The organism is Rhodococcus sp. NPDC059968, from assembly GCF_042738615.1.
Classification (GTDB): Bacteria; Actinomycetota; Actinomycetes; order Mycobacteriales; family Mycobacteriaceae; genus Rhodococcus_F.
Window position 1 is genome coordinate 62,270 of the sequence record NZ_JBHWUE010000015.1, and the last position, 25,499, is coordinate 87,768.

General features: G+C 68.2%; 25 protein-coding genes. 7 read left to right on the forward strand and 18 right to left on the reverse strand.

The features are described 5' to 3' along the window. Positions 1-150 precede the first annotated feature (150 nt). From ACFWAY_RS15490 to ACFWAY_RS15500, 3 genes are all read right to left on the reverse strand, one after another. Positions 151-909 (reverse strand): zf-HC2 domain-containing protein, encoded by a 759-nt coding sequence (locus ACFWAY_RS15490; protein ID WP_378511144.1) that lies wholly within the window; start codon positions 907-909, stop codon positions 151-153. Next, positions 906-1,412 (reverse strand): sigma-70 family RNA polymerase sigma factor, encoded by a 507-nt coding sequence (locus ACFWAY_RS15495; protein WP_378456167.1) that lies wholly within the window; start codon positions 1,410-1,412, stop codon positions 906-908. The genes ACFWAY_RS15490 and ACFWAY_RS15495 overlap by 4 nt, the downstream gene beginning before the upstream one ends. A 121-nt stretch (positions 1,413-1,533) precedes the next feature. Beyond that, the gene (locus tag ACFWAY_RS15500; RefSeq protein ID WP_378456168.1) at positions 1,534-1,935 is read right to left on the reverse strand and encodes a DUF1801 domain-containing protein; all 402 of its coding nucleotides are present in this window, start codon (positions 1,933-1,935) and stop codon (positions 1,534-1,536) included. Positions 1,936-2,097: 162 nt separating this feature from the next. On the opposite strand from ACFWAY_RS15500, the gene ACFWAY_RS15505 reads away from it, so the two are divergent. From ACFWAY_RS15505 to cysC, 4 genes are all read left to right on the forward strand, one after another. Then, positions 2,098-2,958: a universal stress protein gene (locus ACFWAY_RS15505; protein ID WP_280782427.1), complete on the forward strand. Its 861-nt coding sequence runs from the start codon at positions 2,098-2,100 to the stop codon at positions 2,956-2,958. Between the two features lie 248 nt (positions 2,959-3,206). Further along, entirely contained in the window at positions 3,207-4,010 is an 804-nt protein-coding gene (locus tag ACFWAY_RS15510) for a Stf0 family sulfotransferase (RefSeq protein ID WP_378511145.1), read from the forward strand. After that, positions 4,007-4,927 (forward strand): sulfate adenylyltransferase subunit CysD, encoded by a 921-nt coding sequence (gene cysD / locus ACFWAY_RS15515; protein WP_378511146.1) that lies wholly within the window; start codon positions 4,007-4,009, stop codon positions 4,925-4,927. The genes ACFWAY_RS15510 and cysD overlap by 4 nt, the downstream gene beginning before the upstream one ends. Further along, positions 4,927-6,810: an adenylyl-sulfate kinase gene (gene cysC, locus ACFWAY_RS15520; RefSeq protein WP_378511147.1), complete on the forward strand. Its 1,884-nt coding sequence runs from the start codon at positions 4,927-4,929 to the stop codon at positions 6,808-6,810. The genes cysD and cysC overlap by 1 nt, the downstream gene beginning before the upstream one ends. Before the next feature lies 1 nt (position 6,811). Here the strand turns inward: cysC and ACFWAY_RS15525 are convergent, their stop codons facing one another. From ACFWAY_RS15525 to ACFWAY_RS15560, 8 genes are all read right to left on the reverse strand, one after another. Next, positions 6,812-8,305, reverse strand: a complete 1,494-nt coding sequence (locus ACFWAY_RS15525; protein WP_378511148.1) for a UDP-N-acetylmuramoyl-L-alanyl-D-glutamate--2,6-diaminopimelate ligase — start codon at positions 8,303-8,305, stop codon at positions 6,812-6,814. A 69-nt stretch (positions 8,306-8,374) separates the two neighbouring features. Continuing rightward, complete coding sequence (locus ACFWAY_RS15530; RefSeq protein WP_378511149.1) at positions 8,375-9,754, reverse strand: sulfatase; 1,380 nt, start codon at positions 9,752-9,754, stop codon at positions 8,375-8,377. 25 nt (positions 9,755-9,779) lie between these two features. After that, the gene (locus ACFWAY_RS15535; RefSeq protein ID WP_378456174.1) at positions 9,780-10,793 is read right to left on the reverse strand and encodes a sulfate/molybdate ABC transporter ATP-binding protein; all 1,014 of its coding nucleotides are present in this window, start codon (positions 10,791-10,793) and stop codon (positions 9,780-9,782) included. After that, positions 10,790-11,596: a sulfate ABC transporter permease subunit CysW gene (gene cysW / locus ACFWAY_RS15540; protein WP_005261260.1), complete on the reverse strand. Its 807-nt coding sequence runs from the start codon at positions 11,594-11,596 to the stop codon at positions 10,790-10,792. Before cysW ends, ACFWAY_RS15535 begins: the two co-directional genes overlap by 4 nt. Beyond that, positions 11,593-12,477 carry a sulfate ABC transporter permease subunit CysT gene (cysT, locus tag ACFWAY_RS15545; RefSeq protein ID WP_378456175.1) on the reverse strand — a complete coding sequence of 295 codons (885 nt, stop codon included), beginning with the start codon at positions 12,475-12,477 and terminating at the stop codon, positions 11,593-11,595. The genes cysW and cysT overlap by 4 nt, the downstream gene beginning before the upstream one ends. A 7-nt stretch (positions 12,478-12,484) precedes the next feature. Beyond that, entirely contained in the window at positions 12,485-13,516 is a 1,032-nt protein-coding gene (locus tag ACFWAY_RS15550) for a sulfate ABC transporter substrate-binding protein (protein ID WP_378456176.1), read from the reverse strand. A 180-nt stretch (positions 13,517-13,696) separates the two neighbouring features. After that, on the reverse strand, positions 13,697-13,825 hold the full coding sequence (locus ACFWAY_RS15555) for an Ms4533A family Cys-rich leader peptide (protein ID WP_368681004.1): 129 nt from the start codon (positions 13,823-13,825) through the stop codon (positions 13,697-13,699). Positions 13,826-13,912: 87 nt separating this feature from the next. Then, the gene (locus tag ACFWAY_RS15560) at positions 13,913-14,095 is read right to left on the reverse strand and encodes a hypothetical protein (RefSeq protein WP_005247996.1); all 183 of its coding nucleotides are present in this window, start codon (positions 14,093-14,095) and stop codon (positions 13,913-13,915) included. Between the two features lie 86 nt (positions 14,096-14,181). On the opposite strand from ACFWAY_RS15560, the gene ACFWAY_RS15565 reads away from it, so the two are divergent. After that, positions 14,182-16,137: a glycoside hydrolase family 15 protein gene (locus ACFWAY_RS15565; RefSeq protein ID WP_378511171.1), complete on the forward strand. Its 1,956-nt coding sequence runs from the start codon at positions 14,182-14,184 to the stop codon at positions 16,135-16,137. 100 nt (positions 16,138-16,237) lie between these two features. Here ACFWAY_RS15565 and ACFWAY_RS15570 read toward each other — a convergent pair whose 3' ends face one another. Both ACFWAY_RS15570 and lepA read right to left on the reverse strand, forming a co-directional pair. After that, a complete protein-coding gene (locus tag ACFWAY_RS15570) occupies positions 16,238-17,176 on the reverse strand; it encodes an NAD(P)H-dependent flavin oxidoreductase (protein WP_378511150.1) in 939 nt (312 codons plus the stop codon). A 50-nt stretch (positions 17,177-17,226) separates the two neighbouring features. Then, positions 17,227-19,119: a translation elongation factor 4 gene (gene lepA / locus ACFWAY_RS15575; RefSeq protein WP_378456178.1), complete on the reverse strand. Its 1,893-nt coding sequence runs from the start codon at positions 19,117-19,119 to the stop codon at positions 17,227-17,229. A 65-nt stretch (positions 19,120-19,184) separates the two neighbouring features. On the opposite strand from lepA, the gene ACFWAY_RS15580 reads away from it, so the two are divergent. Continuing rightward, on the forward strand, positions 19,185-19,748 hold the full coding sequence (locus ACFWAY_RS15580; protein WP_378511151.1) for a type II toxin-antitoxin system PemK/MazF family toxin: 564 nt from the start codon (positions 19,185-19,187) through the stop codon (positions 19,746-19,748). A gap of 5 nt (positions 19,749-19,753) precedes the next feature. Here ACFWAY_RS15580 and ACFWAY_RS15585 read toward each other — a convergent pair whose 3' ends face one another. The 5 genes from ACFWAY_RS15585 to ACFWAY_RS15605 all read right to left on the reverse strand — a co-directional run bounded on the left by ACFWAY_RS15585 (position 19,754) and on the right by ACFWAY_RS15605 (position 24,920). After that, positions 19,754-20,515 carry an SGNH/GDSL hydrolase family protein gene (locus ACFWAY_RS15585; protein ID WP_378511152.1) on the reverse strand — a complete coding sequence of 254 codons (762 nt, stop codon included), beginning with the start codon at positions 20,513-20,515 and terminating at the stop codon, positions 19,754-19,756. Positions 20,516-20,646: 131 nt separating this feature from the next. Beyond that, positions 20,647-21,420 (reverse strand): aquaporin, encoded by a 774-nt coding sequence (locus ACFWAY_RS15590; RefSeq protein ID WP_378511153.1) that lies wholly within the window; start codon positions 21,418-21,420, stop codon positions 20,647-20,649. Positions 21,421-21,484: 64 nt separating this feature from the next. After that, positions 21,485-22,315: a transglutaminase domain-containing protein gene (locus tag ACFWAY_RS15595; protein WP_378456182.1), complete on the reverse strand. Its 831-nt coding sequence runs from the start codon at positions 22,313-22,315 to the stop codon at positions 21,485-21,487. 8 nt (positions 22,316-22,323) lie between these two features. Further along, positions 22,324-23,295, reverse strand: coding sequence for an alpha-E domain-containing protein (locus tag ACFWAY_RS15600; protein ID WP_009473987.1), 972 nt, complete (start codon positions 23,293-23,295; stop codon positions 22,324-22,326). After that, positions 23,295-24,920, reverse strand: coding sequence for a circularly permuted type 2 ATP-grasp protein (locus ACFWAY_RS15605; protein ID WP_378456183.1), 1,626 nt, complete (start codon positions 24,918-24,920; stop codon positions 23,295-23,297). Before ACFWAY_RS15605 ends, ACFWAY_RS15600 begins: the two co-directional genes overlap by 1 nt. 305 nt (positions 24,921-25,225) lie before the next feature. Between ACFWAY_RS15605 and rpsT the strand changes: the two genes are divergently transcribed. Continuing rightward, a complete protein-coding gene (rpsT, locus tag ACFWAY_RS15610) occupies positions 25,226-25,486 on the forward strand; it encodes a 30S ribosomal protein S20 (RefSeq protein ID WP_378456184.1) in 261 nt (86 codons plus the stop codon). Positions 25,487-25,499: the final 13 nt, after the last annotated feature.

Consider the following 25,499-nt stretch of genomic DNA (forward strand, 5'->3'; position numbering starts at 1 on the left):
CTGCGGTCACCCACTGGATATACACACGAACCACGTACCGGTCGGGTTCACCGGTGGCAGAACATTTTTCCGTAAACGTTCGTGACGAACGAAACACGGCGGTGAAGCGTGCAAGGGGTATGAAACCGACCCGACTCCCTGGCGGCCCGCTCACAACGCCGTGGTCAGCAGTACCTGATGGTCGTCGTCGGATCGCACGTCGATGCTCGCGATCTCGTCGACGGGCAGGCTGGTGGTGGCCGTGGGCCGCACCGTCCTGCCTGCCTCGCCGGTCCAGGTGGCCAGTGTGGTGACGACCCCGGAGCGGTCGGTGACGGTCAGCGCGTACCCCTCGGTGTCCGCGCCGTAGCGACCGTCGCCGGGCCAGGTGTCCTCGTAGGAGCACTCGACGAAGATGACGGTGCCCCAGGACGTCGACGCGACGGACGCAGTCGCGGTGATCGTAGTCGGGACCACGGGGGTGAACACCGCCTCGGTGGTGTTCGCGCGGTCCGGGACGGGCATGGCCGTGACGGGGACGGCCGGGGTCCGGTCCTGCGTCACCAGCACCCCGACGGGGACCGCCACGGCGACCATGGCGGCCGCCGCCGCGAGTGCCGTCGCCGCTCGCCGGTAGCGTCGGCGCCGTTGTACCGTGCCCACCAACTGGGTCAGCACGCGCGGTGCGGGCGTCTCCTCGTCCTGGGGCCCAGCGTTCCCCGGCAGTGTGCCGAACGCCTCTTCCGGTGTGATCAGGGCCATCAACCCGGGCATGCCCGCCAATTCGGACACGGCCTGCGAGCACCGTGCGCAGTGGGCGAGGTGCGCCTCGTATTCGCGCCGATCGCTCGGGGACATCGCACCGAGCACGTACGCGGCATCCCAGCGTACGTAGGGATCCTCGTGCGACTCGAAGTCGTCGAACGTCATCGGGTCACCCCCATTTCCTGCAGAGCCAATCGAAGGGCCCGCAATCCGTAGTGCATGCGGGATTTCACCGTTCCCTCCGGAATTCCGAGTTCGTCGGCGATCTGGTGGGTCGACATTCCCCGGTAGTAGCCGAGCACGAGGACCGCACGGTGGTCGGGACTGAGCCGGGCCAGCGCATCACCCATCATCCAGGCGTCGAGTGCGCCGTCCGAGCTGTCCGGGGCGGCGCGTTCGGGTGTTGTGCTCATCCCGATCTCACGCTGGGAGCGGGCGCTGCGGTGCTCGTCGAACACGAGGTTCCGGGCGACCGTGAACAACCACGCCCGAGCCGACGACTCCGACTGGTCGAGCACGTTCGGATGCTTCCAGGCTCGCAGCAGTACCTCCTGCACGATGTCCTCGGCGCGGGCGCGGTCGCCGGTCAGCCGCAGGGCATACCGCCACACTGCGGGGGCATGCTCCTCGTACAGGGCGTGCATAAGCTCGGACTGGGCATCCGGCATCGGTCACCACCTCCCAGCAGTACACACGGTTCAACCGCGCCTCCGGTTCACCACGCCAGCGAAACGCAGGGAAACCCCAGGTGAACCAGGTCGGGGCGGCCGAAAACCCTTGGCCCGTACTTCAGGAGGTGTTCAGTGCCACGGCGGCGTGGACGAGCGCCTGGAACGCCTTCTCGTCGATAGTGTCGCCCTCGTGGAAATCGATGGCACGCCGGGTATTGCCTTCGAGGCTGGAGTTGAAGAGGCCGGAAGGGTCGTCCAGTGAAGCGCCCTTGGCGAACGTCACCTTCACCGCGTTCTTGTACGTCTCACCGGTGCAGATCATTCCGGCGTGCGACCACACCGGAACCCCTCTCCACTTCCACTCCTCGACGACGTCGGGTTCGGCCTGCTTGACAAGGGCACGGATCCGGGCGAGCGTTTCGCCCCGCCAATCGGACAGCTCCTCGATTCGCGCATCGATCAACTGTGAGGGAGAGTCGCCTCCCCCTCCCTCTTCCGAGCCGCTCGTCCGCTTCTTCATGGTGAACCGTTGCTCTCTTTCTTGGTGTCGTCGCTCGCTCGCCGGTCACTCGAGTATCCCGCGGACCGCCTCGATCGTGTCGGGATCGGCCGCCGGCCGATTTACCTCTGGCGCGTCGCCGCCGTCCTGGACCAAACTGGAATGGAGGTGAGGAGCACCCCCATGAGCACAGCACGGATTCGACGCGGCATCGTGGCAGGGATCGACGGATCGGACGGCGCGCTGGAGGCGGCGGCGTGGGCTGCATCCGCCGCGAGGCGCTTCGAGGAGCCGCTGCGCCTCGTCCACGTGTTACCCAAGCATCCGAATTCCGCGGACGGTCACCCCGAAGGCGATGAGTTCCTCGACGCCGCCGAGCGCATCGTCCTGGACGGGCAGCAGGACCTGGAGGTGGAGCGCAGCACCCACCCCGGTCCGCCCGCCCACGCGCTGGTGGAACTGTCCAAGACGGCGCGGATGCTGGTTCTCGGGCCCGCGGCCACGAGTGAGATGAAATCCGTGGTTGCCGGTTCCGATGTCGTGCGGGTGTCGAATCGCGCCGAATGTCCGGTGGTCGTCTGGCGCGGCATCCAGGGCCACGAGGTCAGCGAGACCCGTCCCGTCGTGGTGGGTGTGGACGGCAGCGAACTGAGCGACATGGCGGTGGCCCACGCGTTCGAGTTCGCGGCGTTCTTCGGCGCTCCCCTCGTCGCGGTGCACACCTGGGCCGAGCACTCCACCCTCGGTGCGTGGTACTCGGAGGAACGTCGCTTCACCGACTGGTCCGATCTGGTCCAGCACGAGGAGGCGTGGCTCGCCGAGAGCCTCGCAGGGTGGCGCGAGAAGTATCCCGATGTCGAGGTCACGCGCTGCCTCGAGCGTGGTGGGCCGATGAAGGTGCTCCTCGAGTATTCGTTCGGTGCGCAGTTGATCGCCGTCGGCAGCCACGGGCGAAATCCGTTCACCGCGTCGATCGTGGGCTCGACGAGCCAGAGCCTCATCCACCACGCCCGGTGCCCGGTGCTCATCTGCCGAAAAGGCTGAACACGGTCGGCTTCCGTTTCACCTATTTCGATCAGCCTGATTCATATTCACCCGTCGCGGCGTCATTCCCCCGACGAGGCGCGAACCGAATTCCTACGCCCGAACACTGTCCTGAACTGCCGAAATGCATAGCGTCACAGCGCTGACATCGGAGACTCACACGCAGCAGAAAATGCCAAGTGTTTCAATCACGCTAATTCGATTTCCTCCCGATTTCGGCACCGAATTTCGCGTTTATAGTTTCCGGCATGTCGGAGCCACGCTCATATCTCGTCTGCGCGTCACAGCGCAGCGGCAGCACTCTGCTCGTCGAATCTCTTCGCGCCACGACCGTGGCCGGCCACCCCGAGGAGTTCTTCCAATACCTGCCGTCCACCAGTCGATCACCGCAGCCGCGGCAGTGGTTCGAAGGCGTCACCGACGAGGCGGTGCTCGCACTGCTCGCCCCGCTCGAACCGGGGACCGTCGACACCCGCACGGCGGAGCAGTGGCGTGATCAACTGCTCAGCCTCGGTCGCACCCCCAACGGGGTGTGGGGCGGAAAGCTGATGTGGAACCAGGTGCCGCTCGTCGTCGACCGCGCCGCCGGACTTCCGGAGCGGTCCGGCGACGACCTGCGGTCCGCCCTCGACGACATTCTCGGCCGCGACCTCGCCTTCATCCATGTCTACCGGCGTGACGTCGTCGCCCAGGCGGTGTCGATGTGGCGGGCGGTGCAGACCCAGGTGTGGCGCGACGACGCCACCCCACCCGCCCCGCACGACGGCGCCGAGTACCACGCGGGCGGCATCGCCCACCTCGTCCGCATTCTGCGCGATCAGGATGAGCAGTGGCGCAACTGGTTCGAGGCCGAGGGACTCGACCACATCGACATCGGTTTCGACGATCTCGTCGCGGCGCCGCAGGCGACGGCGGCGAAGGTGCTCGTCGAACTCGGCCTCGACGCCGATCTCGCGCCGCCGCCGCCGCTGAAGCGGCAGAGCGACGGCCGCTCCAAGGAGTGGGTGGAGCGGTATCGGTCCGCCGCCGCCGCGAACGGACTTCCGCTGTGACCGCCACCGACACCGCCGCACGGGTGGACGAACTCCGCGCGCTGGAGGCGGAGGCCGTGCACATCATCCGCGAGGTGGTCGCCGAACTCGAGCGGCCGGTTCTGCTGTTCTCGGCCGGCAAGGACTCGATCGTGTTGCTGCGGCTGGCGGAGAAGGCGTTCCGGCCGTCCCCGTTGCCGTTTCCCGTCCTGCACGTCGACACCGGGCACAACTTCCCCGAGGTGATCGAGTTCCGCGACCGCCGGCTCGCCGAGGACGGTCACCGGCTGATCGTCGCGTCGGTGCAGGAGTCGATCGACCGGGGCCGCGTCACCGAAACGGGCACCCCGGGCACGTCCCGGAACCGCCTGCAGACCCGCACCCTGCTCGACGCCCTCGAGGAGCACCGCTTCGACGCCGCGTTCGGCGGCGCGCGCCGCGACGAGGAACGGGCCCGCGCGAAGGAGCGGGTCCTCAGCTTCCGCGACGAGTTCGGGCAGTGGGATCCGCGTTCGCAGCGGCCCGAGCCGTGGTCGCTGTACAACGGGCGGATTCGCCGCGGGGAGCAGGTCCGCGTGTTCCCGCTGAGCAATTGGACCGAACTCGACATCTGGCGCTACATCGAACTCGAGAACCTGGCGCTGCCGTCGATCTACTTCGCCCACGAGCGGCAGGTGTTCGAACGCGACGGCATCCTGCTGGGGTTGTCCGAGTACACGCTGCCCACCGAAGACGAACTGGTGCAACGACTCCGGGTGCGGTACCGCACGGTCGGGGACCTGACCATCACCGGTGCCGTGCGCTCCGACGCCGGCGACGTCGCCGGCGTGATCGAGGAGATAGCCGCGGCCACGGTCTCCGAACGGGGCGAGACCCGGGCCGACGACAGGACTTCCGTTGCCGCGATGGAAGACCGCAAACGCGAGGGGTACTTCTGATGACCACCACCAGCCGGCCCCGCCAATTGCTGCGGCTCGCCACCGCGGGCAGCGTCGACGACGGCAAGAGCACGCTGATCGGGCGGCTCCTCCACGACACCGGGAGCCTGCCCACCGACCACCTCGAGGCGGTGACCAACGCCGACGGCGAGGCGGACCTCGCCGCCCTGTCCGACGGGCTGCGCGCCGAACGCGAACAGGGCATCACCATCGACGTGGCGTACCGGTTCTTCTCCACCCCCACCCGCAGCTTCGTCCTCGTGGACACGCCGGGGCACGAACGGTACACCCGCAACATGTTCACCGGTGCGTCGAACGCCCACGTGGCCGTGCTGCTCGTGGACGCCCGCGCCGGGGTGCTCCGGCAGACCCGCCGCCACGCCCGGATCGCCGACCTCCTCGGTGTGCCGCACCTCGTCGCGGTGGTCAACAAGATCGACCTCGTCGACTTCGACGAGACCCGGTTCAAGGAAGTCGAATCCGAACTCGGCCTGCTCGCGCAGCGGCTCGGCGGCCGCGACCTCACGGTGATCCCCGTGTCCGCCACCCGCGGTGACAACGTCGTGACACGGTCGGATTCGACACCCTGGTACGACGGGCCCACGATCCTCGAGTACCTCGAAGAGGTGGAACTCGCCGCGCCGTCCGCGGTCGCGTCCGAACTGCGACTGCCGATCCAGTGGGTGGCGCGTCCCACCGACGACCGGCGACGCCGCTACACCGGCCGGCTGTCCGCAGGCACCCTGTCCGTCGGCGACGAGGTGGTGGTGCTGCCCGCCGGTTCCCGCAGCACGGTCACCGCCCTCGACACCCTCGATCCGAGCCGGTCCGTCGCGGTCGCCCCGCTGTCGGTGTCGTTCGAACTCGCGGACGACCTCGACATCGCCCGCGGCGACCTCGTCGTGAGCGCCGCCGCCGACGCGACCGCACCCGCCCCGGCCCGCGAGATCGACGCGACCGTGTGCTGGCTGAGCGAGACACCGCTGCGGGCAGGCGACCGGGTGGCGCTCAAGCACACCAGCCGCACCGTGCGCGCCACGGTTCAGGAATTGCACACCCGGCTCGACCCGGAAACGCTCGAAGAACACGATTCCCCCAGCGAACTCGCCCTCAACGACATCGGCCGGATCACGCTCCGGACGAGCACGGTGGTGCTTCCCGACCCCTACGCCACCAATCGCGATGCCGGCGCGTTCATCCTCATCGACGAGCAGAGCAACGACACCGTCGGCGCCGGCACCGTCAGCGAAGCCCGGGAAGTCGTGCCCGGCGAGCAGACCCGGCACGACATCAAGTGGCACCCGTCGTCGCTGGAACGGGATCGGCGCTGGTCCGCGACCGGGCAGCGGGGCGCCACCATCTGGTTGACCGGGCTGCCGGCGTCCGGCAAGTCGACGGTGGCCGTCGCACTCGAACGGACCCTCGTCGACGCCGGACGGACCGCCTACCTGCTCGACGGCGACAACGTCCGGCACGGCATCTCGGACGACCTCGGATTCTCCCCCGGCGACCGGGCCGAGAACATCCGCCGCGTCGGTCACCTCACCCGGTTGTTCGCGGACGCCGGGGTGGTCGCCATCGCGTCGATGGTGTCACCGCTGCGCTCGGACCGCGCGATTGCGCGGGCGCTCAACGAGGCCGCGGGACTGCCGTTTCTCGAGATACACGTGAGCACGCCGGTCGACGAGTGCGAACGGCGTGACCCCAAGGGGCTCTACGCGCGGGCGCGGGCAGGCGAACTCCGCGGCCTCACCGGGATCGATGCACCGTACGAGGCCCCCGAGAACCCGGATCTCGCGTTCGACACCACCGGCGCCGATCTCGACGACCTCGTCGCACGGATTCTCGCCGAACTCGCCCGGCACGAGACGCTACTGGCCTAGCTCAGCGTGCGACGAGCCGGAGGAGTGCCTCGTGGAGCGCGATCCGGTCGTCGAACACACGTCGGCGCGGTCCGTACGCCTGAACCCGATCGTGCCCACGGCCTGCGACCACCACGACGTCGCCCGGCGCGGCGAGGGTGACGGCGGCGGCGATCGCCTCGGCGCGGTCGGGAAGGACGAGCACTTCGGCGTCGCCACCACTGCGAGCTCCTCGCGCCACGTCCTCGCGTAGGCGGTGCGCGTTGTCGGAGTACGGACTCTCGTCGGTGACGATGACGGTGTCGGCGAAACGGGCTGCGGTCGCGCCGAGCGGGACCCGCTTGCCGGGGTCGCGCTCACCGGTCGCCCCGACGACGGCGATGACCCGACCCTCGGTCAGCGAGCGGAGGTACGGAAACAGACGTCGCTGTCCGGCCGTGTTGTGCATGTAGTCGACGAAAGCGAGGAACGGCTGGCCCGCGTGCACCGCCTCCAGGCGTCCGGGCACGGTGTCGAGGTTCTCGATCCCGGCGACCGCCGCGTCGAGGTCCACGCCGCGAGCCGCGAGGGCGGCGATCGCCGCGAGTGCGTTGTCCACCTGATGCACTCCGAGTAGCCGGAGCCGCACCGGTTTCCGCGCCCCGGCGCCGTGGAGCGTGAACGACGTGCCGCCCTCGTCCGCGTGCACGGCGGAGGCGTGGAAGTCGGCCGCCGGCGTCGTCGACGAGAACGTCATGCGGGGCACGGTGACGGTGGCGGCGAGGCGGCGTCCGAACTCGTCGTCGACGCCGATGGCTGCCGCGGCGCAGTGCCCCGGTTCGAACAGTCTGGCCTTCGCCGCGAAATACGCGTCCATGTCGGGGTGAAAGTCCAGATGGTCGCGGGCGAGGTTGGTGAACACCCCCACCCGGAAGGATGTTCCGTCGATTCGGTGCAGAGCGAGGCCGTGGCTCGACACCTCCATCGCGACGGCGCCGATCCGGTGCTCCGCGAACGCGGCGAGGGTCTGCTGGAGTTCGCACGCCTCGGGAGTGGTCCGGGTCGCCGTGCGTGACCCGTTCGGTCCCCGGACGGTGATCCCCGTCATCATGCCGGTGGCGACACCTGCCGCACGCAGTCCCGCGTCCAGCAGGTACGCGGTGCTGGTCTTCCCGTTCGTCCCGGTCACGCCGTAGACGTCGAGTGCGTCGGACGGAGTGCCGTAGACCCACGATGCCAACGGACCGAGAACACGACGCGGATCGTCCACCACGATCGTCGGCAGGACGTCCGAGTCGCGGTCGCTGAGCATCGCGACGGCGCCGCGCGCTGCCGCTTCGACCGCGAACTCGATCCCGTGACGGTGCCGCCCCGGCAGCGCCGCATACACGTCTCCGGCCTGTACGAGACGCGAGTCCTGGCTGATACCCGTCACCGCTGCCTCGCCGGACCCGGAAAGTGTCGCCGAACGGCCGAGGCGGCGCACCATCTCACGCAGCAGCTTCGGCGGGGTGCACCGCGGGCAGTCGACGCTCACGCTTCCAGTGCACCACTGCCGTGCAGGTCGCGAGGACGGAACCGCATCATCCGCCCCCCGACCCGGCCCCTACGTCGCGACGCCGCTCCGCGGCTCGTCCAGGATTCCGCGTTCGGCGCTGTAGGCCGAACGCACGTCCGGCACCCGGCCGAGAGTGGCGAGGTATTCCTCCATGGCCTTCCGGGCGTAGGCCGTTCCCTCCTCCTCGCTCGGGATCGAGTCGCCCGTCGCCCGCCGCCACGTGGAGAGTTCCAGCGCCAACTCGGCCTGCGTCCCGGCGAAGTCCTCGGTGTCGGCCAGGTTGTCGCGCTCGCCGGGATCGGCGACCAGGTCGTAGAGTTCCCGGCTCGGACGCGGCCGGAGATGCTCGGTGCCCAGCGCTGCACCGGACAGACTGTTCTCGATGTCGAGGGGCAGATCGAGCCTGGGCCGTGGTGCGTAGTTCTCGATGTAGCTGAACTGCTTGGTGCGCACCGCGCGAATGGGATCGAAGCTGTCGTGGAACGTCTTCTCCGTGAACAGGACGTCGCGCGCCGTCGACTCCGACCGCCCCAGCAACTGCCCGGCGTGGGAAACACCCTCCACGGCCGCGGGGATCGGGACGCCGAGCAGATCGAGAAGGGTGGGAACCAGATCCACCCCACTGAACAGGTCGTCGTAGACGCGGGGCGCCGCCCGCAGCCTCCGCGGTGGGCGGACGATCGTCGCGATTCCCGTGCCCGGCGCATACAGTGTCGATTTCGCTCCGGGGAACGCCTCGCCGTGGTCGGTGAGAAACACGACCCACGTGCGCTCGTCGTGCCCCTCGTCGTCCAGCGTCTGCAGCAACCTGCCGACGGCCGCGTCGGCCACCTCGATCGACCCGTGGAATCCGGCCAGATCCTCACGGACCTCCGGCCGGTCGGGCAGGTACGACGGAACGTCGAAACCTTCGGGATCGGCGGGTACATACCTGTCGACCGGGTACGGGCGGTGGGTCTCGAAGAATCCTGCGGTCAGCAGGAACGGTTGCGGAGGGAACCGCGCCAGCCACCGCGACGCCCGATCGGTGACGTATTCGCAGTACGAGTTCGTCACGTCGTACTCGTGGAAGCCGAGGCGCTTGGGATACGCGGTCTCGTGCTGCATCCCGAACAGAGACGTGTACCAGCCCGCCTCCGCCAACAGGGACGGCAGCGTGCGGACGTCGTCGTGGTACTGCCAGCCGTGGTGTGCGAGGCCGATCAGCCCGTTGCTGTGCGGGTACCGGCCCGAGAACAGAGCGCCACGGGACGGCGAGCACAGCGGCGCCGCCGCATGCACGTCCGTCAGCAGCACACCCTCCGCGGCGAGCCGGTCGAGGTTCGGACTACGCACCCCGGACGCGCCGTAACATCCGAGGTGACGGCCCAGATCGTGCCAGTGCACGATCAGAACGTTGTCACGGACGGGATTCACCGGGGTCGCCACAGTCGCCTCCTACATCGGCGGGGAGTTACAGGGAGACCGGAACTTCGGCCTCCGGGAGTTCGGGTGCCCGCGTCGCCCGCGCGTACACGGTCTCGCCTTCCTGCAGACCGAGCGCCGCGCTGTCGCCGCGAGTAACCTGCGCGGAAAAGGGTTCACCGGTCGCCTCGTTGCGCAGATCCACCCGCACCTCGAACCCCAGGTGCACCACTCGCTCGACGGTGGCCCGCGTGACGCCGAGCGACTCGGCCGTGCCGGCCTTCTGGGCGAGGGCCAGGTCGGGATCGCGGCCGAGGCGGATGTCGTGCGGGCGGACCAGCTGACCGTTGAGCTTGGCCACCGACCCGAGGAACGACATCACGAAGTCGTTGTGGGGACGGTCGTAGAGGTCTGCCGGTTCGCCGATCTGCTCGATCCGGCCCTTGTTGAGGACCGCGATCCGGTCGGCAACGTCGAGCGCCTCCTCCTGGTCGTGGGTGACCAGCACGGTGGTCACGTGCACCTCGTCGTGCAACCGGCGCAGCCAGGTGCGCAGGTCAGTGCGGACCTTCGCGTCGAGCGCGCCGAACGGCTCGTCGAGGAGAAGCACCTTCGGGTCCACGGCCAGGGCCCGCGCGAGCGCCATCCGCTGACGCTGACCGCCGGACAGTTGCGCCGGATAGCGATGCTGGAAGCCGTCGAGGCCGACGATCTCGAGAAGCTCGTTGACCTTCTTGTCGATCTCCGGCTTGGGTCGCTTGCGGATCTTCAGACCGAACGCGACGTTGTCACGCACCGTCATGTGCTTGAACGCCGCGTAGTGCTGGAACACGAAGCCGATGTCCCGCTTCTGCGGGGAGATGTCGGTGACGTCGTTCCCGCCGATCACGACGGTGCCGGAGTCGAGGGACTCCAGGCCGGCGATGGATCGGAGCAGCGTCGACTTGCCCGAACCACTGGGCCCGAGGAGCGCGGTCAGCGAACCCGAGGGGATGTCGATGGTGACGTCGTCGAGAGCAGCAAAGGACCCGTAGTTCTTCCGGGCGCCGGTCACGGTAATCATGTGGTGCTCCTCTTGCGGTCGAGCAGAGTCATCAGAAGCAGGGTGATCAGCGCAATGCCCATCAGCAGGGTGGCTGCGGAGTACGCACCGAACGTGTTGTGGTCGTCGATGTAGCGCGAGTGCACGAGCAGGGTCAAGGTCTGCGACACACCGGGGAAGCCGGAGGACACCATGATCACCGCACCGAACTCGCCCAGCGAGCGGGCGACGGTCAGGACCACGCCGTAGGTGAGGCCCCAGCGGATGGCGGGCAAGGTGATCAGCCAGAACGTCTGCCAGCGGCTCGCACCGAGCGTCGCGGCGGCCTGTTCCTGCTCCTCGCCGATCTCGTGCAGGACGGGCTCCACCTCCCGCACGACGAACGGCAACGTCACGAAGAGGGTGGCGATGACCATGCCGGGAAGCCCGAAAATCACCTTGAACCCCAGCGATTCGAGCCCGCCGAACCACCCGTTGGCGCCCCACAGCAGGATCAGCGACACACCGACCACGATCGGCGAGACGGCGAACGGAAGGTCGACCACCGCCTGCACCAGGCCGCGCCCGGGGAATCGGCCCCGGACCAGCGCGAGGGCCGTGACGATCCCGAACACCACGTTCACCGGGACGACGATGGCCACGATCAGCAGGGACAGATTGAGCGCGGAGATCGCGGCGGGGGTGCTGATCGACTGGACGAACGCGCCGATCCCGTTCTCGAACGTGCGGAACAGGATGATGACGATCGGCACCACCAGCAGGCCGAACAGATAGAGCAGCGCGACCGCGCGCAGGGTGATCCGGGTGGACCCAGAGAGCTTCATTCCGCCTGCTCCTCACGACGCTGCCCCCGGCTGGCGAAGACCCGGAGGGCGAACAACGTCACGAACGCGATGGCCAGGAGAGCCACCGACACGGCCGCCGCGGCGGCCGGCCGATCGATTTCGATCTGCTGTTGAATGTACTGGGAAGCGACCTGGGTCTCTCGGGGAATGTTTCCGCCGATCAGGACGACGGATCCGTACTCGCCGATCGCGCGGGCGAACGCGAGCCCCGCGCCGCTGATGATGGCCGGGGTCAGGGTCGGCAGCACGACTCGCCGGAAGATCGTCACGTTGTCCGCGCCGAGCGAGGCCGCGGCCTCTTCGACTTCCCTGTCCACCTCGATCAGCACCGGCTGCACCGAGCGGACGACGAACGGCAGCGTCACGAATGCCAGCGCCACGATCAGACCGGGTTGCGTCGCGTTGAGGTGGACGCCGATCGGGCTCTCCGGGCCGTACAGCGACAGCAGCACGATGCTGGCCACGATGGTCGGCAACGCGAACGGCAGGTCGATCAGCGCGTTGACGACCCGCTTGCCGGGAAATTCGTCGCGCACCAGAACCCACGCGATGAGCGTGCCCATGATCACGTTGATCACGGCCACCACCACCGACACCACGACGGTGACGCGCAGGGACGCCACCGCCACGGGCGCGGTGATCGCGTCCACGAAGCCGCCGATCCCGTCGCCGAACGAGGCCACGGTGAGCGCGGCAAGTGGCAGGACCACGATGACGCTCAGCCAGAGCGTCGCGATGCCGATGCCGAGCGGTCCCACCGCACCGGTGACCCGGGCGATCTTCTTGCGCGCGGGCGGAACGGGCGGAGACGGCACCGTGGTGCCGCGTCCGCCCGTCGCCGTCGTCGTCGTGTCGCTCACGTCGGTCTTACTTGGTTGCGTTGTCGTAGATCACTGCGATGGACCCGGTGTCCTTGGCGAACACCTCGGAGTCGACCTTGGACCAGCCGCCGAGATCGGCGATGGTCCACAGCTTGGCCGGCTCCGGGAACTTGTCGGCAAACTCCGTGGCCACTGCGGGATCGACCGGGCGGAATCCGGCCTCGCCCCACAGCTTCTGGCCCTCGGTGGTGTAGAGGAAGTCCTTGAACGCGTTGGCCTTCTCCAGGTTCTTGCTGTTCGACAGCACCGCGACCGGGTTCTCGATCTTGAACGTGGTCGGCGGGGTCACGTGCTCGACGGGGTCACCGTTGCCCTCGATGAACAGCGCCTCGTTCTCGTAGCTGAGCAGCACGTCACCGGTGCCCTGCAGGAACGCCTCCGACGCCTCGCGGCCCGACTTCGGCTGAATCTTCACGTGGTCGTTCACCAGCGAGGTGATGTAGGCGAGACCGGCGGCCGGGTCCTGGCCGCCGTTGCTCTTCGCCGCGTACGGTGCGAGCAGGTTCCACTTCGCGGATCCGGAGCTGAACGGGTTGGGGGTCACGACCTCGACGTCGGGACGCAACAGGTCGTCCCAGTCGTGGATGTTCTTCGGGTTGCCCTCACGCACGACGATGGTGACCACCGAACCGAACGGAATTCCGTTGTAGGCGTCCTGGTTCCAGCTCTTGTCCACCAGGCCGGCGTCGACGAGGCGGGTGATGTCCGGTTCGACGGAGAAGTTGACGAAGTCGGCCTCGGCGCCGTCCTTCACCTTGCGGGACTGGTCACCGGAGGCACCGTAGGACGGCTGGAAGGCCACACCCTTGCCCTCGTCGGTGGCGTTGAACGCGGGGATCAGCTTGTCGAAGCCCGGCTTCGGCACGGCGTACGCGTACAGGTTGATGGTGCCCGCGCTGCCGTCGGCACCGGCCGAGTCGCCGCCGGCGGTGTCGCTGGCGCCGCCGCTGCACGCGGTCAGCGCCACAGCTCCGAGCGTCACGAGGGCCGTGAGGAGACTACGAGAACGGCGTTTCATGGGAGAAACCTTCCTGGGGATCTGTCACAGAGGGGTGGTGCGAAACGTGGGAGGTGGTGCAAGAGGAGGAACGCAGGGATCGCCCGAACGGGAATCAGGAATGCGAACGAAATCAGCAGCGCGAGACCGGTCGAGCGTGCGCGGTGTCACCCGCGCGCATTTCTGTGTGCGAGGGAGAAATCAACAACAGTCGATGTCGGCGACTGCGAGCATGCCGACAGCGATCAACGCCAATTCATGGCGGACCTGGTGTACAGCGGCTTCAGACACGCCGTGGACTGTAGCAGAGGCTGAACCAACCGCCCACATCGAACGGGATTTACCGGGTGACCAGCCAGGCGACCACGACGAGGACGAGCAGCGCGAGCAGCGCGAGTGTGACGCGTGAGCGCGGCATCAGGGTTCCTCCACCTTCGAGACGTCCCGCCTGAGCAGGACGAAGACTGCGGCCAGGCCACGATCGAGCAGCCACGCCAGTCCTCGGCACACCGGCACCATCACCAGCAGCACGAGAGCGACCTGCGGCACGAACGGGAGCCCGGCGATCCACAGCTCGAAGCCGTCCCACCAACTCGCCATCCGGTCCACCGTGCCACCCTATCGTTCGACGGCAGCTGGTCGGCGCACAGGTGGACGCCGTGACGACGACGGCCGATGATGAGCAGATGGTGTCTCTCGATGCGCACTCGGACGACCAGCCCCGCTCCGCCGCGCATCGCCACCGTCGCGCGTTTCCGCCGATCGACGATTACGCATTCCTGTCGGACTGCGAGACCACGTGCCTGATCGCCCGAAACGGGGCGGTCGAGTGGATGTGCATCCCCCGGCCCGACTCCCCCAGCGTCTTCGGCGCCGTCCTCGACCGCAGCGCGGGCCACTTCCGGATCGCACCGTACGGGCAGAACGTGCCCGCCGCCCGCCGCTACCTGCCGGGGGGACTGATCGTCGAAACGACGTGGCAGACCGAGACCGGGTGGCTCATCGTCCGCGACGCACTCGTGCTCGGTCCGTGGCACAACGTGGAACAGCGGTCCCGTTCCCGCCGCCGCACCCCCACGGACTGGGATGCCGAACACGTCCTGCTGCGGACCGTCAAGTGCGTGAACGGCACCGTGGAACTGGAGATGAGCTGCGAGCCCGCGTTCGACTACCACCGCGGCGACGCGGTGTGGGAGTACACCGGCAAGGTCTACGAGGAAGCCACCGCCACCTGCAAGTCGAGCGGTCCCGGCGACCACCCGACACTCCGGCTGACCAGCAACATGAAGCTCGGGCTGGAAGGGCGCGAGGCCCGCGCCCGGACCCGGATGGTCGAGGACGACAACGTGTTCGTCGCACTGTCCTGGGCGCACATGCCGGCGCCGCAGACGTACGACGAGGCCGCCGAGAAGATGTGGCAGACGGCGAAGTTCTGGCGGGAATGGATCACGACCGGCCGCTTCCCCGACCACAAGTGGCGTGGCTACCTGCAGCGCAGCGCCCTGGCCCTGAAGGGGTTGACGTACGCCCCCACCGGCGCGCTGCTCGCCGCGTCGACCACGTCGCTTCCGGAAACCCCCGGGGGTGAACGGAACTGGGACTACCGCTACGCGTGGGTGCGCGATTCGACGTTCGCCCTGTGGGGTCTGTACAGCCTCGGGCTCGACCGGGAGGCCGACGACTTCTTCGCGTTCCTCTACGACGTGTCCAGCGCCGACGACGGCAAGTACCGGCCGCTCCAGGTGATGTACGGCGTCGGCGGCGAGCGGACCCTCGTCGAGGAGGAGCTGCCGCACCTGTCCGGCCACGACGGCGCACGTCCGGTCCGGATCGGGAACGGTGCGTACGACCAGGACCAGCACGACATCTGGGGAACGATCCTCGATTCCGTGTACCTGCACGTGCGATCGCGCGAGCGGGTGCCCGAGACGCTGTGGCCGATGCTCAAACGTCAGGTCGAGGAGGCGATCGCGCACTGGCAGCTCCCCGACCGCGGCATCTGGGAGGTGCGCGGCGAGCCGCAGCACTTCACGTCGTCGAAGATCATGTGCTGGGTGGCGCTCGACCGGGGCGCGAAACTCGCCGAGCAGCAGGGCGAGACGAGTTACGCGGACCAGTGGGCCGAACTCGCCGACGAGATCAAGGCCGACATTCTGGGACACGGCGTCGACGCACGCGGAGTCCTCACCCAGCGTTACGGCAGCGACGAACTCGACGCTTCGCTCCTCCTCGCTCCGCTCCTGCGGTTCCTGCCCGCCGACGACCCGCGCATCCGTGCGACCGTGCTCGCCATTGCGGACGAACTGACCGAGGGCGGGCTGGTGCTGCGCTACCGGGTGGAGACCACGGACGACGGGTTGACAGGCAAGGAGGGCACGTTCACGATCTGTTCGTTCTGGCTCGTGTCGGCGCTCGTGGAGATCGGCGAACTCGACCGCGCCAAACGCCTGTGCGAGCGGCTCCTCGGGTTCGCCAGCCCCCTCGAGTTGTACGCGGAGGAGATCGATCCCGAGTCGGGGCGGCACCTGGGAAACTTCCCGCAGGCGTTCACCCACCTCGCGTTGATCAACGCGGTCGTTCACGTCATCCGCGCCGAGGAGGCCGCGGCGGGCGGCTTCCACCCCGCCCACTACACGGTGTGATGAGGAGCCGACCGCCTCCAGTTGCGGCGTGATCCGGCCGAGCGAGTACTGCACCCAGCACCGGGGTCAGGGTGAGGCGGCCCAGATTCGGCGCTACGGGTTACTCCGCGAAACGGTGTAGCAACCGCTCCGCGTCGGCCGCGATCTGCCGCACCACGACACCCGCCGGCCGCTCCGACGTGACGAGACCCGCGGCCTCCCCGGCGTACACGACACCGAGGTCGGGATTCGCCGGGTCGTAGGCGGTGGCGAGTTCGGTGTCGGGGGCGTCCGCGCCGTGCCAGCGGGAGGTGAACTCGTTGCTCAGGGCCCGGCCGCCCCAGCGGGCGGGCCACGGCTGGCTGCGCGCCTGGTCGAACACCGACGTGTACACGGTGTCGGCGCTACCCGCCGCGATCAGCTTGTCGCGGGCGTACTCCGGTCCGATGGTCTCGGGGCTGGCCAGCAGCGCGGTCCCGATCATCGCGCCCTCCGCGCCGGCGGCGAGGACGGCGGCGAGACCGCGGCCGGTCGCGATGCCGCCCGCGGCGAGCACGGGCAGCGCGGTGGCGTCCAGGATCTCCTGCAGCAGCGGCAACGTCCCGATCCGGCCGGTGTGGCCACCCGCCTCGCCGCCCTGGGCGATGACGAAGTCGACGCCCGCCGCCTCCACGACACGCAGATCGTCGATCGTGTTGACCTGGGACACCACGAGCGCTCCCGTGGCGTGTACCCGCTCCACGTACGGGGCGGGATCACCGAACGACAGCGACACGACCCGCGGGTTCTCCGCCAGCGCGGCGTCGAGCAGAGCGTCGTCGTCGTCGAGCGCCCAGGTCATCAACCCGATGCCGAATGCGTCGCCGCCGATGCTCCGCGCGACCGCCGTCTCCTTCGCCACCCACTCCGGGGTGGCGTAGCGCGCGGCGCCGAGCAGGCCGAGCCCACCCGCCTTCGACACCTCGCCGACGAGGGTTCCGCCGGCCCGTCCGCCCATCGGGGCACCGAAGATCGGCACCTCGATTCCCAGCGTTCGGGTGAGCCAGGTTTCGAGGGCCACGGGCCGCACCTACTTTCGATCAGACGTCGACGGACAACAGGATCGGGCGCCTACTTCTTCGGCTTGTCGCCGACCGACTCGGACGACAACGCCGCCACGAAGGCCTCCTGCGGGACCTCGACCCGGCCGATGGTCTTCATCCGCTTCTTGCCCTCCTTCTGCTTCTCGAGCAGTTTGCGCTTGCGGCTGATGTCGCCGCCGTAGCACTTGGCGAGCACGTCCTTGCGGATCGCGCGGATGTTCTCACGGGAGATGATCTTCGACCCGATCGCCGCCTGGATCGGCACCTCGAACTGCTGACGGGGAATCAGCTCACGCAGCTTCGATGTCATCCGTCCGCCGTACGCGCCGGCGGCGGAGCGGTGCACGATCGACGAGAACGCGTCGACCGCCTCACCCTGCAGCAGGATGTCCACCTTCACCAGGTCGGCCTGCTGCTCGCCGGCCTCCTCGTAGTCGAGGCTGGCGTACCCCTTGGTCCGCGACTTCAGGGCGTCGAAGAAGTCGAACATGATTTCGCCCATGGGCATCTCGTAGCGAAGCTCGACACGGGTCTCGGACAGGTAGTCCATGCCGCCGAGTTCACCGCGCCGGTTCTGGCAGAGCTCCATGATCGCGCCGATGAATTCGCTCGGCGCGATGACGGTGCACTTCACCATCGGCTCGTAGACCTCGCGGATCTTGCCTTCCGGCCAGTACGACGGGTTGGTGACGACGTGCTCGGAGCCGTCCTCCATCACCACCCGGTACACCACGTTCGGCGACGTCGAGATCAGTTCGAGCCCGAATTCGCGCTCGAGGCGGTCGCGGGTGATCTCCATGTGCAGCAGTCCGAGGAATCCGCAGCGGAACCCGAACCCGAGTGCCACCGACGTCTCCGGCTCGTAGGCCAGGGCGGCGTCGTTGAGACGCAGCTTGTCGAGGGCGTCGCGCAGGACCGGGTAGTCCGAACCGTCGAGCGGGTAGAGGCCGGAGTAGACCATCGGCTTGGGGTCGCGGTACCCCACGAGGGGTTCCGTCGCACCGCCGCGCGCAGCGGTGACCGTGTCGCCGACTCGCGACTGCCGGACGTCCTTCACACCGGTGATGAGGTAACCCACCTCGCCGACGCCGAGGCCGATACTGGCCTTCGGTTCGGGCGAGATGATGCCGACCTCGATCAGTTCATGGGTGGTGCCCGTCGACATCATGGTGATCTTCTCGCGCGGCGAGATCCGGCCGTCGACGACGCGCACGTAGGTGACGACTCCGCGGTAGGCGTCGTACACCGAGTCGAAGATCATGGCGCGCGCCGGACCGTCGGGGTCGCCGACCGGGGCGGGGATCTGCCGCACGACCTCGTCGAGCAGTTCCTTGACCCCCATGCCCGTCTTGCCGGACACGCGCAGCACGTCGCCCGGTTCGCACCCGGTGATGTGGGCGATCTCCTCGGCGTACCGGTCGGGGTCGGCGGCGGGCAGGTCGATCTTGTTGAGCACCGGGATGATGGTGAGGTCCTTCTCCATCGCCAGGTACAGGTTGGCGAGAGTCTGCGCCTCGATGCCCTGCGCGGCGTCTACCAGCAGGACCGCACCCTCGCACGCCTCGAGTGCGCGGGAGACCTCGTACGTGAAGTCGACGTGCCCCGGAGTGTCGATGAGGTGGATGACGTACTCGTCGTCGCCCACCTTCCACGGGAGCCGGACGTTCTGCGCCTTGATCGTGATGCCGCGCTCGCGCTCGATGTCCATGCGGTCGAGGTACTGGGCACGCATCTGCCGCTCCTCGACCACACCGGTGAGCTGCAGCATTCGGTCGGCCAGCGTCGACTTGCCGTGATCGATGTGCGCGATGATGCAGAAATTCCGGATCCGGGCAGGATCCGTGAACGTCTTGTCGGCGAAGCTGCTGATGGGGGACCCCTTACCTGGACCGGCACCGGCCCGGTTCCGGACCACTGTCACCTGTCAGGATATCCAAGTCACCGCGTTGCGGCTGCCGCGGCATACACGCACTAAGCTCGGCGGCCATGGCGAGCACGTGGAGCAGCATCGGGAAGACGTTGGGCCGACTTGCACGGGACAAGGGCCCGCAGCTTCTCCAGCAGCTGCAGAAGTCCGGCGCGCTGGACCGCGCGGCCGGTGTCCTGACCGGGTCGACGGCCGCCGCGCCGAAGCCGGCCCCGGGTCGTCCGGTCACCGCGAACTCCGCCCCGACGGCCCATCGGGCACGGAAGGTGGAGTACTCCCCCGACCTGGACGGTCGCGCGGATCCCGGCGAAATCGTCTGGACGTGGGTGGCGTACGAGGAGGATCCGAGCCAGGGCAAGGACCGCCCGGTGCTCGTCGTCGGACGCGACGGCGACACCCTGCTCGGGTTGATGCTGTCCTCGCAGAGCAAGCACGAGGGCGACCGGGACTGGATCGCGGTCGGCTCGGGGGCGTGGGATGCGGAGGGCCGTCCGAGCTGGATCCGCCTGGACCGGGTGCTGGACGTGCCGGAGGCGGGGATCCGCCGCGAGGGCGCCATCATGGCCCAGGACAAGTTCGAGATCGTGGCGCGGCGTCTGCGAGCGGACTTCAGCTGGCAGTGACGCCGTCACCGGCCCAGATCTTGGGCGATCATCTCGGCGATCGCGGTCATCGCGAGCGCGTTGGGATGTGCCGGTTCCGCGGGTGACTGCGGCAGGATGCCCTCGAACCACCGCCGCCCCGCGGGCGCGCAGGCATCGTGCCCACCGTCCACGGCGGCCTTCGCGATGTCGACGTAGTGCACGCCGTACCTGGCCGCGGCATCGACGTAGATCTGGTTGAACCGCTCGAAGTATCGCTCGAGCCAGACCGCGTCCGCGTCGGACACGGGCATGTTCGGCCAGCAGCCGCTTCGTCCGACGGAACCGCCGTGCCCGATCAGGTAGACCTCGGCGTTCGGTGCCTTCGCGACGATCGCGGCCACCACGGCGTCGACCTGCGGCGCCATCGTCGCGATCCCCTCGACCGTGAGCTGCTCCGCCCGCGGGTTGTTGCGGCAACCGGCATCCGCTCCGGGAACGAGGGCGCCGCAGCGCACCGACACGGGCAGGTGATTGGACCCGCCCCCGCCGATGCTGAGCGTCACGACGTCGGTGTCCGCGCGGAGCGCGTCGATCTGCGGCGGAACGAAACGCGTCCCCACGAATTGCGGGGTGCTGATCACATGGGCAGGTGTGGCCGCGGAGCAGGTGACGTCGGTGACGGTGGCCGCGCCGATCAGCTGCGCCAGCTTCGCCGGGTAGTTCAGGTCCGGTGATCGCAGGCACAGGTCGCGGTGCTCGGAGAACTCGATGAGTGGCCCGGCCGCCCGGGAGTCGCCGAGGGCCACATATGTCGGTCCCGGCAGCGGCCTGTCCTCGGCGGACGCGGTCGCGGGGACCGCCCCGGTGAGCGCGAGAACGACGCACGTGAGAATTGCGGTTCGCAGGCCGCGCCTGTCCGGGACGGGACGGGCGGCGCTCAGCTCTGCAGGCGGTCGTAGCGGCCGAACAGCGACCGGTAGGCCAGCGCGCCCACGGCGCCACCGATCAGCGGGAACACGATGAACAACCACACCTGGGCGAGTGCGCCGTTCTGGTACGGCGCGACGGCGAGGCTGCGAGCAGGGTTGACGGACGTGTTGTCGATGGGGATCGACGCGAGGTGGATCACGGCGAGCGTGAATCCGATGGAGACACCGGCGAGGGGGACGTCGGAGATCTGGTCGGTGGACGCGAGGACCACGAACACCAGCAGCGCGGTGAGGAGGATTTCGACGATCATCGCCGCGCCGATGCCGTAGCCGTTCTCGATGACCCCGCCGAGCGGTCCCTTGATGGCGGACGGGCTGTGGGCGCCCCAGCCGTTGGCGCCGAGACCGTCGTCGGCCCGGTTGTACGAGGGCAGGCTCTGCGCGATCGCGTAGACCACCACACCGGCGACGAGACCGCCGATGACCTGGGCGACGACGTACAGTCCGGCCTTCACGACGGACAATCGGCCGAGCAGGAGGTGGCCGACCGTGACGGCCGGGTTGACGTGGCAGCCCGAGATGGGTCCGATGGCGTAGACGAGGAAGAGGAGCGTCAGTCCGAATGCCAGTGCCACACCGAGGTTCCCGACCTTGGCACCGGCGAAGACCGCAGTACCCACCGCCGAGAAGACGAGTACGAACGTACCGATCGCCTCTGCTACGTACTTCTTGAGGTCCGAGATCGGTTCGACTTCTACGTATTCCTGTGCGGTTGGAGACATTGAACCCACCTTCATCGAAATGGATCGTTAGTCCTGCTTTCCACGCATAGATCTGGGTGGCACTTTACGCCAGCCGTGTGATCTCCACGACGACTTCGAGATCTGTCGCCCGGCCGCCGGAGAAGATGCCCTTGAGCGGCGGAACGTCCGCGTAGTCCCGTCCGATACCCACCGACACGTGCTGTTCGTTCACCGCGACCGCGTTGGTGGGGTCGTATCCCCACCATGCGCCGGTCCACGCCTCCACCCAGGCGTGACTCTCCCCCGCCACCGTGTCGTCCACCGCCGCATCGGGTTTCGGATGCAGATAGCCGGACACGTAGCGACTCGGAATTCCCATGCTGCGCAGAAGGACCAGCGTCAGGTGCGCGTAGTCCTGGCACACGCCCTGCCGCTCGGCCCAGGCCTCGACCGCGGACGTGTGGACGCCCGTCGTGCCCGGAACGTAATCCATCTCCCGATGCACCCAGTCCGCCGCCGCGACAACGGCTTCGTCGGGGGTGCGGCCCTTGCGGAGGTCCCGGGCGATGGTGTCGAGCTTGCGGCTGCGCGGCACGAACGTGGTGTTGCTCAGCTGTTCGTTGAACCGGTCGGTGAGCGGCGGGCTGGCCAGCTCGTCCCAGTCCACCTTCTCCTCCGGCTCCCAGAACGGTTCGGTCTCGACCACGGACAGCCCGGTGACCTCGAGTTCCTTGTGCGGTGCGTGGAGATCGAACGCGGTGACGGCGGTGCCCCAGTAGTCGGTGTAGCGGTACGACCGCGTCGCGGGCGTCGTCTCCACGCGGTTCAGGATCACCGTCTGCCTGCTGTCACCGCGCGGGGTGAGTCGCGCCTCGTTGTACGAGGACGTGACCGGTGCGTCGTAGGCATACCCGGTGGTGTGCACGACTCTCATACGCCAGCTCACAGCTCTCCCTCCACGACGGCTTCGCCGCCGACGGCCCGTGCATCGGTCCACGCCACCCACGGCGCGGCGTGAAAATACTGCAGCGCGATGGCTTCTCCGAGCTCGCGGCAGGTTTCCTGCAACCCCGCGAGCCGATCCTGGAGATCCTCGAGGAGCACGCCGGGCGGCAGGAACTCGAGTTCGCTCCGGGCCCTGCCGAGGAGTCGCTGCGCCTCGGCTCTGGGTCCGACGCGGCTGTCGGGCTGGTGGTCGAGCTCGGCGAGGCACAACTCCGCCTGCCGGATGGCGTGGAACACCGACCGCGGAAACAGCCGGTCCAGCAGGATGAACTCGACCACCCGGTTGGCGTCCAGCGCGCCGCGGTACGTGCGCAGGTAGGTGTCGTGGGCTCCCGCGGAGCGCAGCACCGTCACCCACGCCGGCGAGGACGGGCGGTCACCCGCACGGGACAACAGCATCCGCGCGAGCATGTCGACGCGTTCGATCGAGCGGCCGAGCAGCAGGAAGCGATATCCGTCGTCGCGGCTCATCGTCGAATCGGCCAGACCCGCGAACATCGCCGCGCGTTCCTCCACGTATCGGAAGAACTCGTGCGGCCCGAGACGCTTGGACGCCCGCTCCCGTTCGGCGAGGCCGTTGTACGTGGTGTTGAGGCACTCCCACATCTCGCTGGACGTGACCTCCCGGGCGCCCCGCGCGTTCTCACGGGCGCTGGCGAGAGAGTCGATGATCGAGCCCACCTGGTTGCGGCTGAACGCCACCAGTTCCGTCACCGACCGGACGTCGAGCTGCGTGTCGGGCGCTTCGATGCCGAGCACCCGCAGCAGCAACCGGGACGTGCGGTCCGGGTCCACCGAGGCGTCGTCGAGCAGCTGGTGCACGGCGACGTCGAGAATGCGGGCCATGTCGTCGGCCCGCTCGACGTACCGGCCGATCCAGTACAGCGATTCCGCGTTCCTCGCCAGCATCAGCGATCACCTCCCTGGCCCTGTTGCTGCTGCTGTTGCTGTTGTTGCTGCAGTTGAGTCGTGCTGAGTTCGGGTCCCTGCTCGGCCTCGGCGGACTGCGCCGGCTCAGCCACGAGCTCCTCACCTGCGAGTTCCCGCTCTTCGTCGGAACTCCTGCTCGCGAGCACCCACGTGTCCTTGCTGCCACCGCCCTGGCTGGAGTTCACGACGAGGGACCCCTCGGGCAGGGCCACCCGGGTGAGGCCGCCCGGCAGCACCCACACGTCGTCACCGTCGTTGACCGCGAAGGGCCGCAGATCGACGTGCCGGGGCACCAGTTCGTCCCCGACCTTCGTGGGCACCGTGGACAGCTGGACGACGGGCTGCGCGATCCACCCGCGCGGGTCCGCCTTGATCTTCCGGGCAATCGTGTTCAGTTCCTTGGGTGACGCGTCGGGGCCGAAGACGATGCCGTAGCCGCCGGAACCCTCCACCGGTTTGATCACCAGTTCGTCGACCCGGTCCAGGACCTGCTCGCACTCCTCGCCGAGCCAGCAGCGGAACGTGTCGACGTTCGCGAGCAAGGGCTTCTCACCGAGGTAGTAGTCGATGATCTGCGGAACGTACGTGTAGACGAGTTTGTCGTCGCCGACCCCGTTCCCGACGGCACTCGAGATGACGACATTGCCCGCCCGGGCCGCGTTCAGCACGCCGGCCACCCCGAGCACGGAGTCCGGCCGGAAGTGCATGGGGTCGAGGTAGTCGTCGTCGATGCGGCGGTAGATGACGTCGACCTGGCGTTCGCCCTCGGTCGTGCGCATGTAGACCATGTTGTCGCGGCAGAACAGGTCACGGCCCTCGACCAGTTCGACACCCATCTGGCGCGCGAGCAGCGAATGCTCGAAGTACGCGGAGTTCGCGACACCGGGTGTCAGCACCACGACGGTCGGGTCGGCCTCGTTGAGGGCGGCGGAAGCGCGCAGCGCCCGCAGGAGGTGGGAGGCGTAGTCACCGACGGACCGTACGCGGTGCGACATGAACAGGTCGGGGAACACCCGCGCCATCGTGCGGCGGTTCTCCATGACGTACGACACTCCCGACGGCGAACGCAGGTTGTCCTCCAGGACCCGGAACACCCCGTTCTCGTCGCGGACGAGATCGATTCCGGCTACGTGGATCCGCACCCCGTTCGGCGGGACGATCCCCGAGGCCTCCCGGTGGAAGTGCTCGCACGAGGTGACCAATCTCTTCGGCAGCACGTGGTCACGCAGGATGCGCTGTTCCCCGTACACGTCGTCGAGGAACATCTCGAGCGCCTTGACGCGCTGCTTGATGCCCTTCTCGAGACGCGTCCACTCGGCAGCGGCGATAACCCGCGGCACCAGATCGAGTGGGAAGGGTCGTTCCTGACCGGACAGCGAGAACGTCACGCCCTGGTCGATGAACGCCCTGCCCAGGGCCTCGGATCGGGCGGCGAGGTCGGCTCGGTCCGCGGGCTCGAGTGCCTTGAAGACGCCCTTGTAGGGCGGGCGGACGGTGCCGTCGCGGTCGAACATCTCGTCGAACGCCAGCCCGTAGCGCCCGACGTCGGTGTACCCGTCGAACACGTGGGCGGGTTCTGCGGGCTTGCGCGGACGGGCGGTCACCCGCGTCCGCGGCTGCGTTCCCGATGCCTTCGCACCCGCCTGCGTGCTTGCCCCCGATTTTCGGACGGGGGCTTTCGAGGTTGCCGACGATTTCGTTACTGTTGACGACTTCGATGCTGGGGGCGTCATCCCAGACATGCTGCTACATGTACACCCGTTCAGCAGCACAGCCGCAGGATTTGTCGGCGCGTCCGGCGCCGGTTTGAGATCGGACACCGATCACTGGTAATCTCGCCTGTCGGTGCATATGTGTGCGCCCACAGCTTTCTCGACCGTAACCAGCTTAAGACGACAGGATTTTACGCGTGGCCAACATCAAGTCCCAGGTGAAGCGGATCCGTACCAACGAGGCGGCCCGACTCCGTAACCAGTCGGTGAAGTCCTCGCTGCGCACGGCGATCCGCTCGTTCCGCGAGGCTGCGGCGGCCGGTGACAAGGACAAGGCCAACGAGCTCCTCGTCGCCACCAGCCGCAAGCTCGACAAGGCAGCCAGCAAGGGCGTCATTCACGCCAACCAGGCTGCCAACAAGAAGTCTGCTCTCGCGCAGGCTGCCAGCAAGATCTGACGGTTCTTCCGTC

Excerpts from the sequence above, each read along its gene's own strand:
- ACFWAY_RS15490 (WP_378511144.1), bottom strand. The coding sequence starts at position 909 with ATGACGTTCGACGACTTCGAGTCGCACGAGGATCCCTACGTACGCTGG.
- ACFWAY_RS15495 (WP_378456167.1), bottom strand. The coding sequence starts at position 1,412 with ATGCCGGATGCCCAGTCCGAGCTTATGCACGCCCTGTACGAGGAGCAT.
- ACFWAY_RS15500 (WP_378456168.1), bottom strand. The coding sequence starts at position 1,935 with ATGAAGAAGCGGACGAGCGGCTCGGAAGAGGGAGGGGGAGGCGACTCT.
- ACFWAY_RS15505 (WP_280782427.1), top strand. The coding sequence starts at position 2,098 with ATGAGCACAGCACGGATTCGACGCGGCATCGTGGCAGGGATCGACGGA.
- ACFWAY_RS15510 (WP_378511145.1), top strand. The coding sequence starts at position 3,207 with ATGTCGGAGCCACGCTCATATCTCGTCTGCGCGTCACAGCGCAGCGGC.
- cysC (WP_378511147.1), top strand. The coding sequence starts at position 4,927 with ATGACCACCACCAGCCGGCCCCGCCAATTGCTGCGGCTCGCCACCGCG.
- ACFWAY_RS15535 (WP_378456174.1), bottom strand. The coding sequence starts at position 10,793 with ATGATTACCGTGACCGGCGCCCGGAAGAACTACGGGTCCTTTGCTGCT.
- cysW (WP_005261260.1), bottom strand. The coding sequence starts at position 11,596 with ATGAAGCTCTCTGGGTCCACCCGGATCACCCTGCGCGCGGTCGCGCTG.
- ACFWAY_RS15550 (WP_378456176.1), bottom strand. The coding sequence starts at position 13,516 with ATGAAACGCCGTTCTCGTAGTCTCCTCACGGCCCTCGTGACGCTCGGA.
- ACFWAY_RS15555 (WP_368681004.1), bottom strand. The coding sequence starts at position 13,825 with ATGTGGGCGGTTGGTTCAGCCTCTGCTACAGTCCACGGCGTGTCTGAA.
- ACFWAY_RS15560 (WP_005247996.1), bottom strand. The coding sequence starts at position 14,095 with ATGGCGAGTTGGTGGGACGGCTTCGAGCTGTGGATCGCCGGGCTCCCG.
- ACFWAY_RS15565 (WP_378511171.1), top strand. The coding sequence starts at position 14,182 with ATGGTGTCTCTCGATGCGCACTCGGACGACCAGCCCCGCTCCGCCGCG.
- ACFWAY_RS15580 (WP_378511151.1), top strand. The coding sequence starts at position 19,185 with ATGGCGAGCACGTGGAGCAGCATCGGGAAGACGTTGGGCCGACTTGCA.
- ACFWAY_RS15590 (WP_378511153.1), bottom strand. The coding sequence starts at position 21,420 with ATGTCTCCAACCGCACAGGAATACGTAGAAGTCGAACCGATCTCGGAC.
- ACFWAY_RS15595 (WP_378456182.1), bottom strand. The coding sequence starts at position 22,315 with ATGAGAGTCGTGCACACCACCGGGTATGCCTACGACGCACCGGTCACG.
- ACFWAY_RS15600 (WP_009473987.1), bottom strand. The coding sequence starts at position 23,295 with ATGCTGGCGAGGAACGCGGAATCGCTGTACTGGATCGGCCGGTACGTC.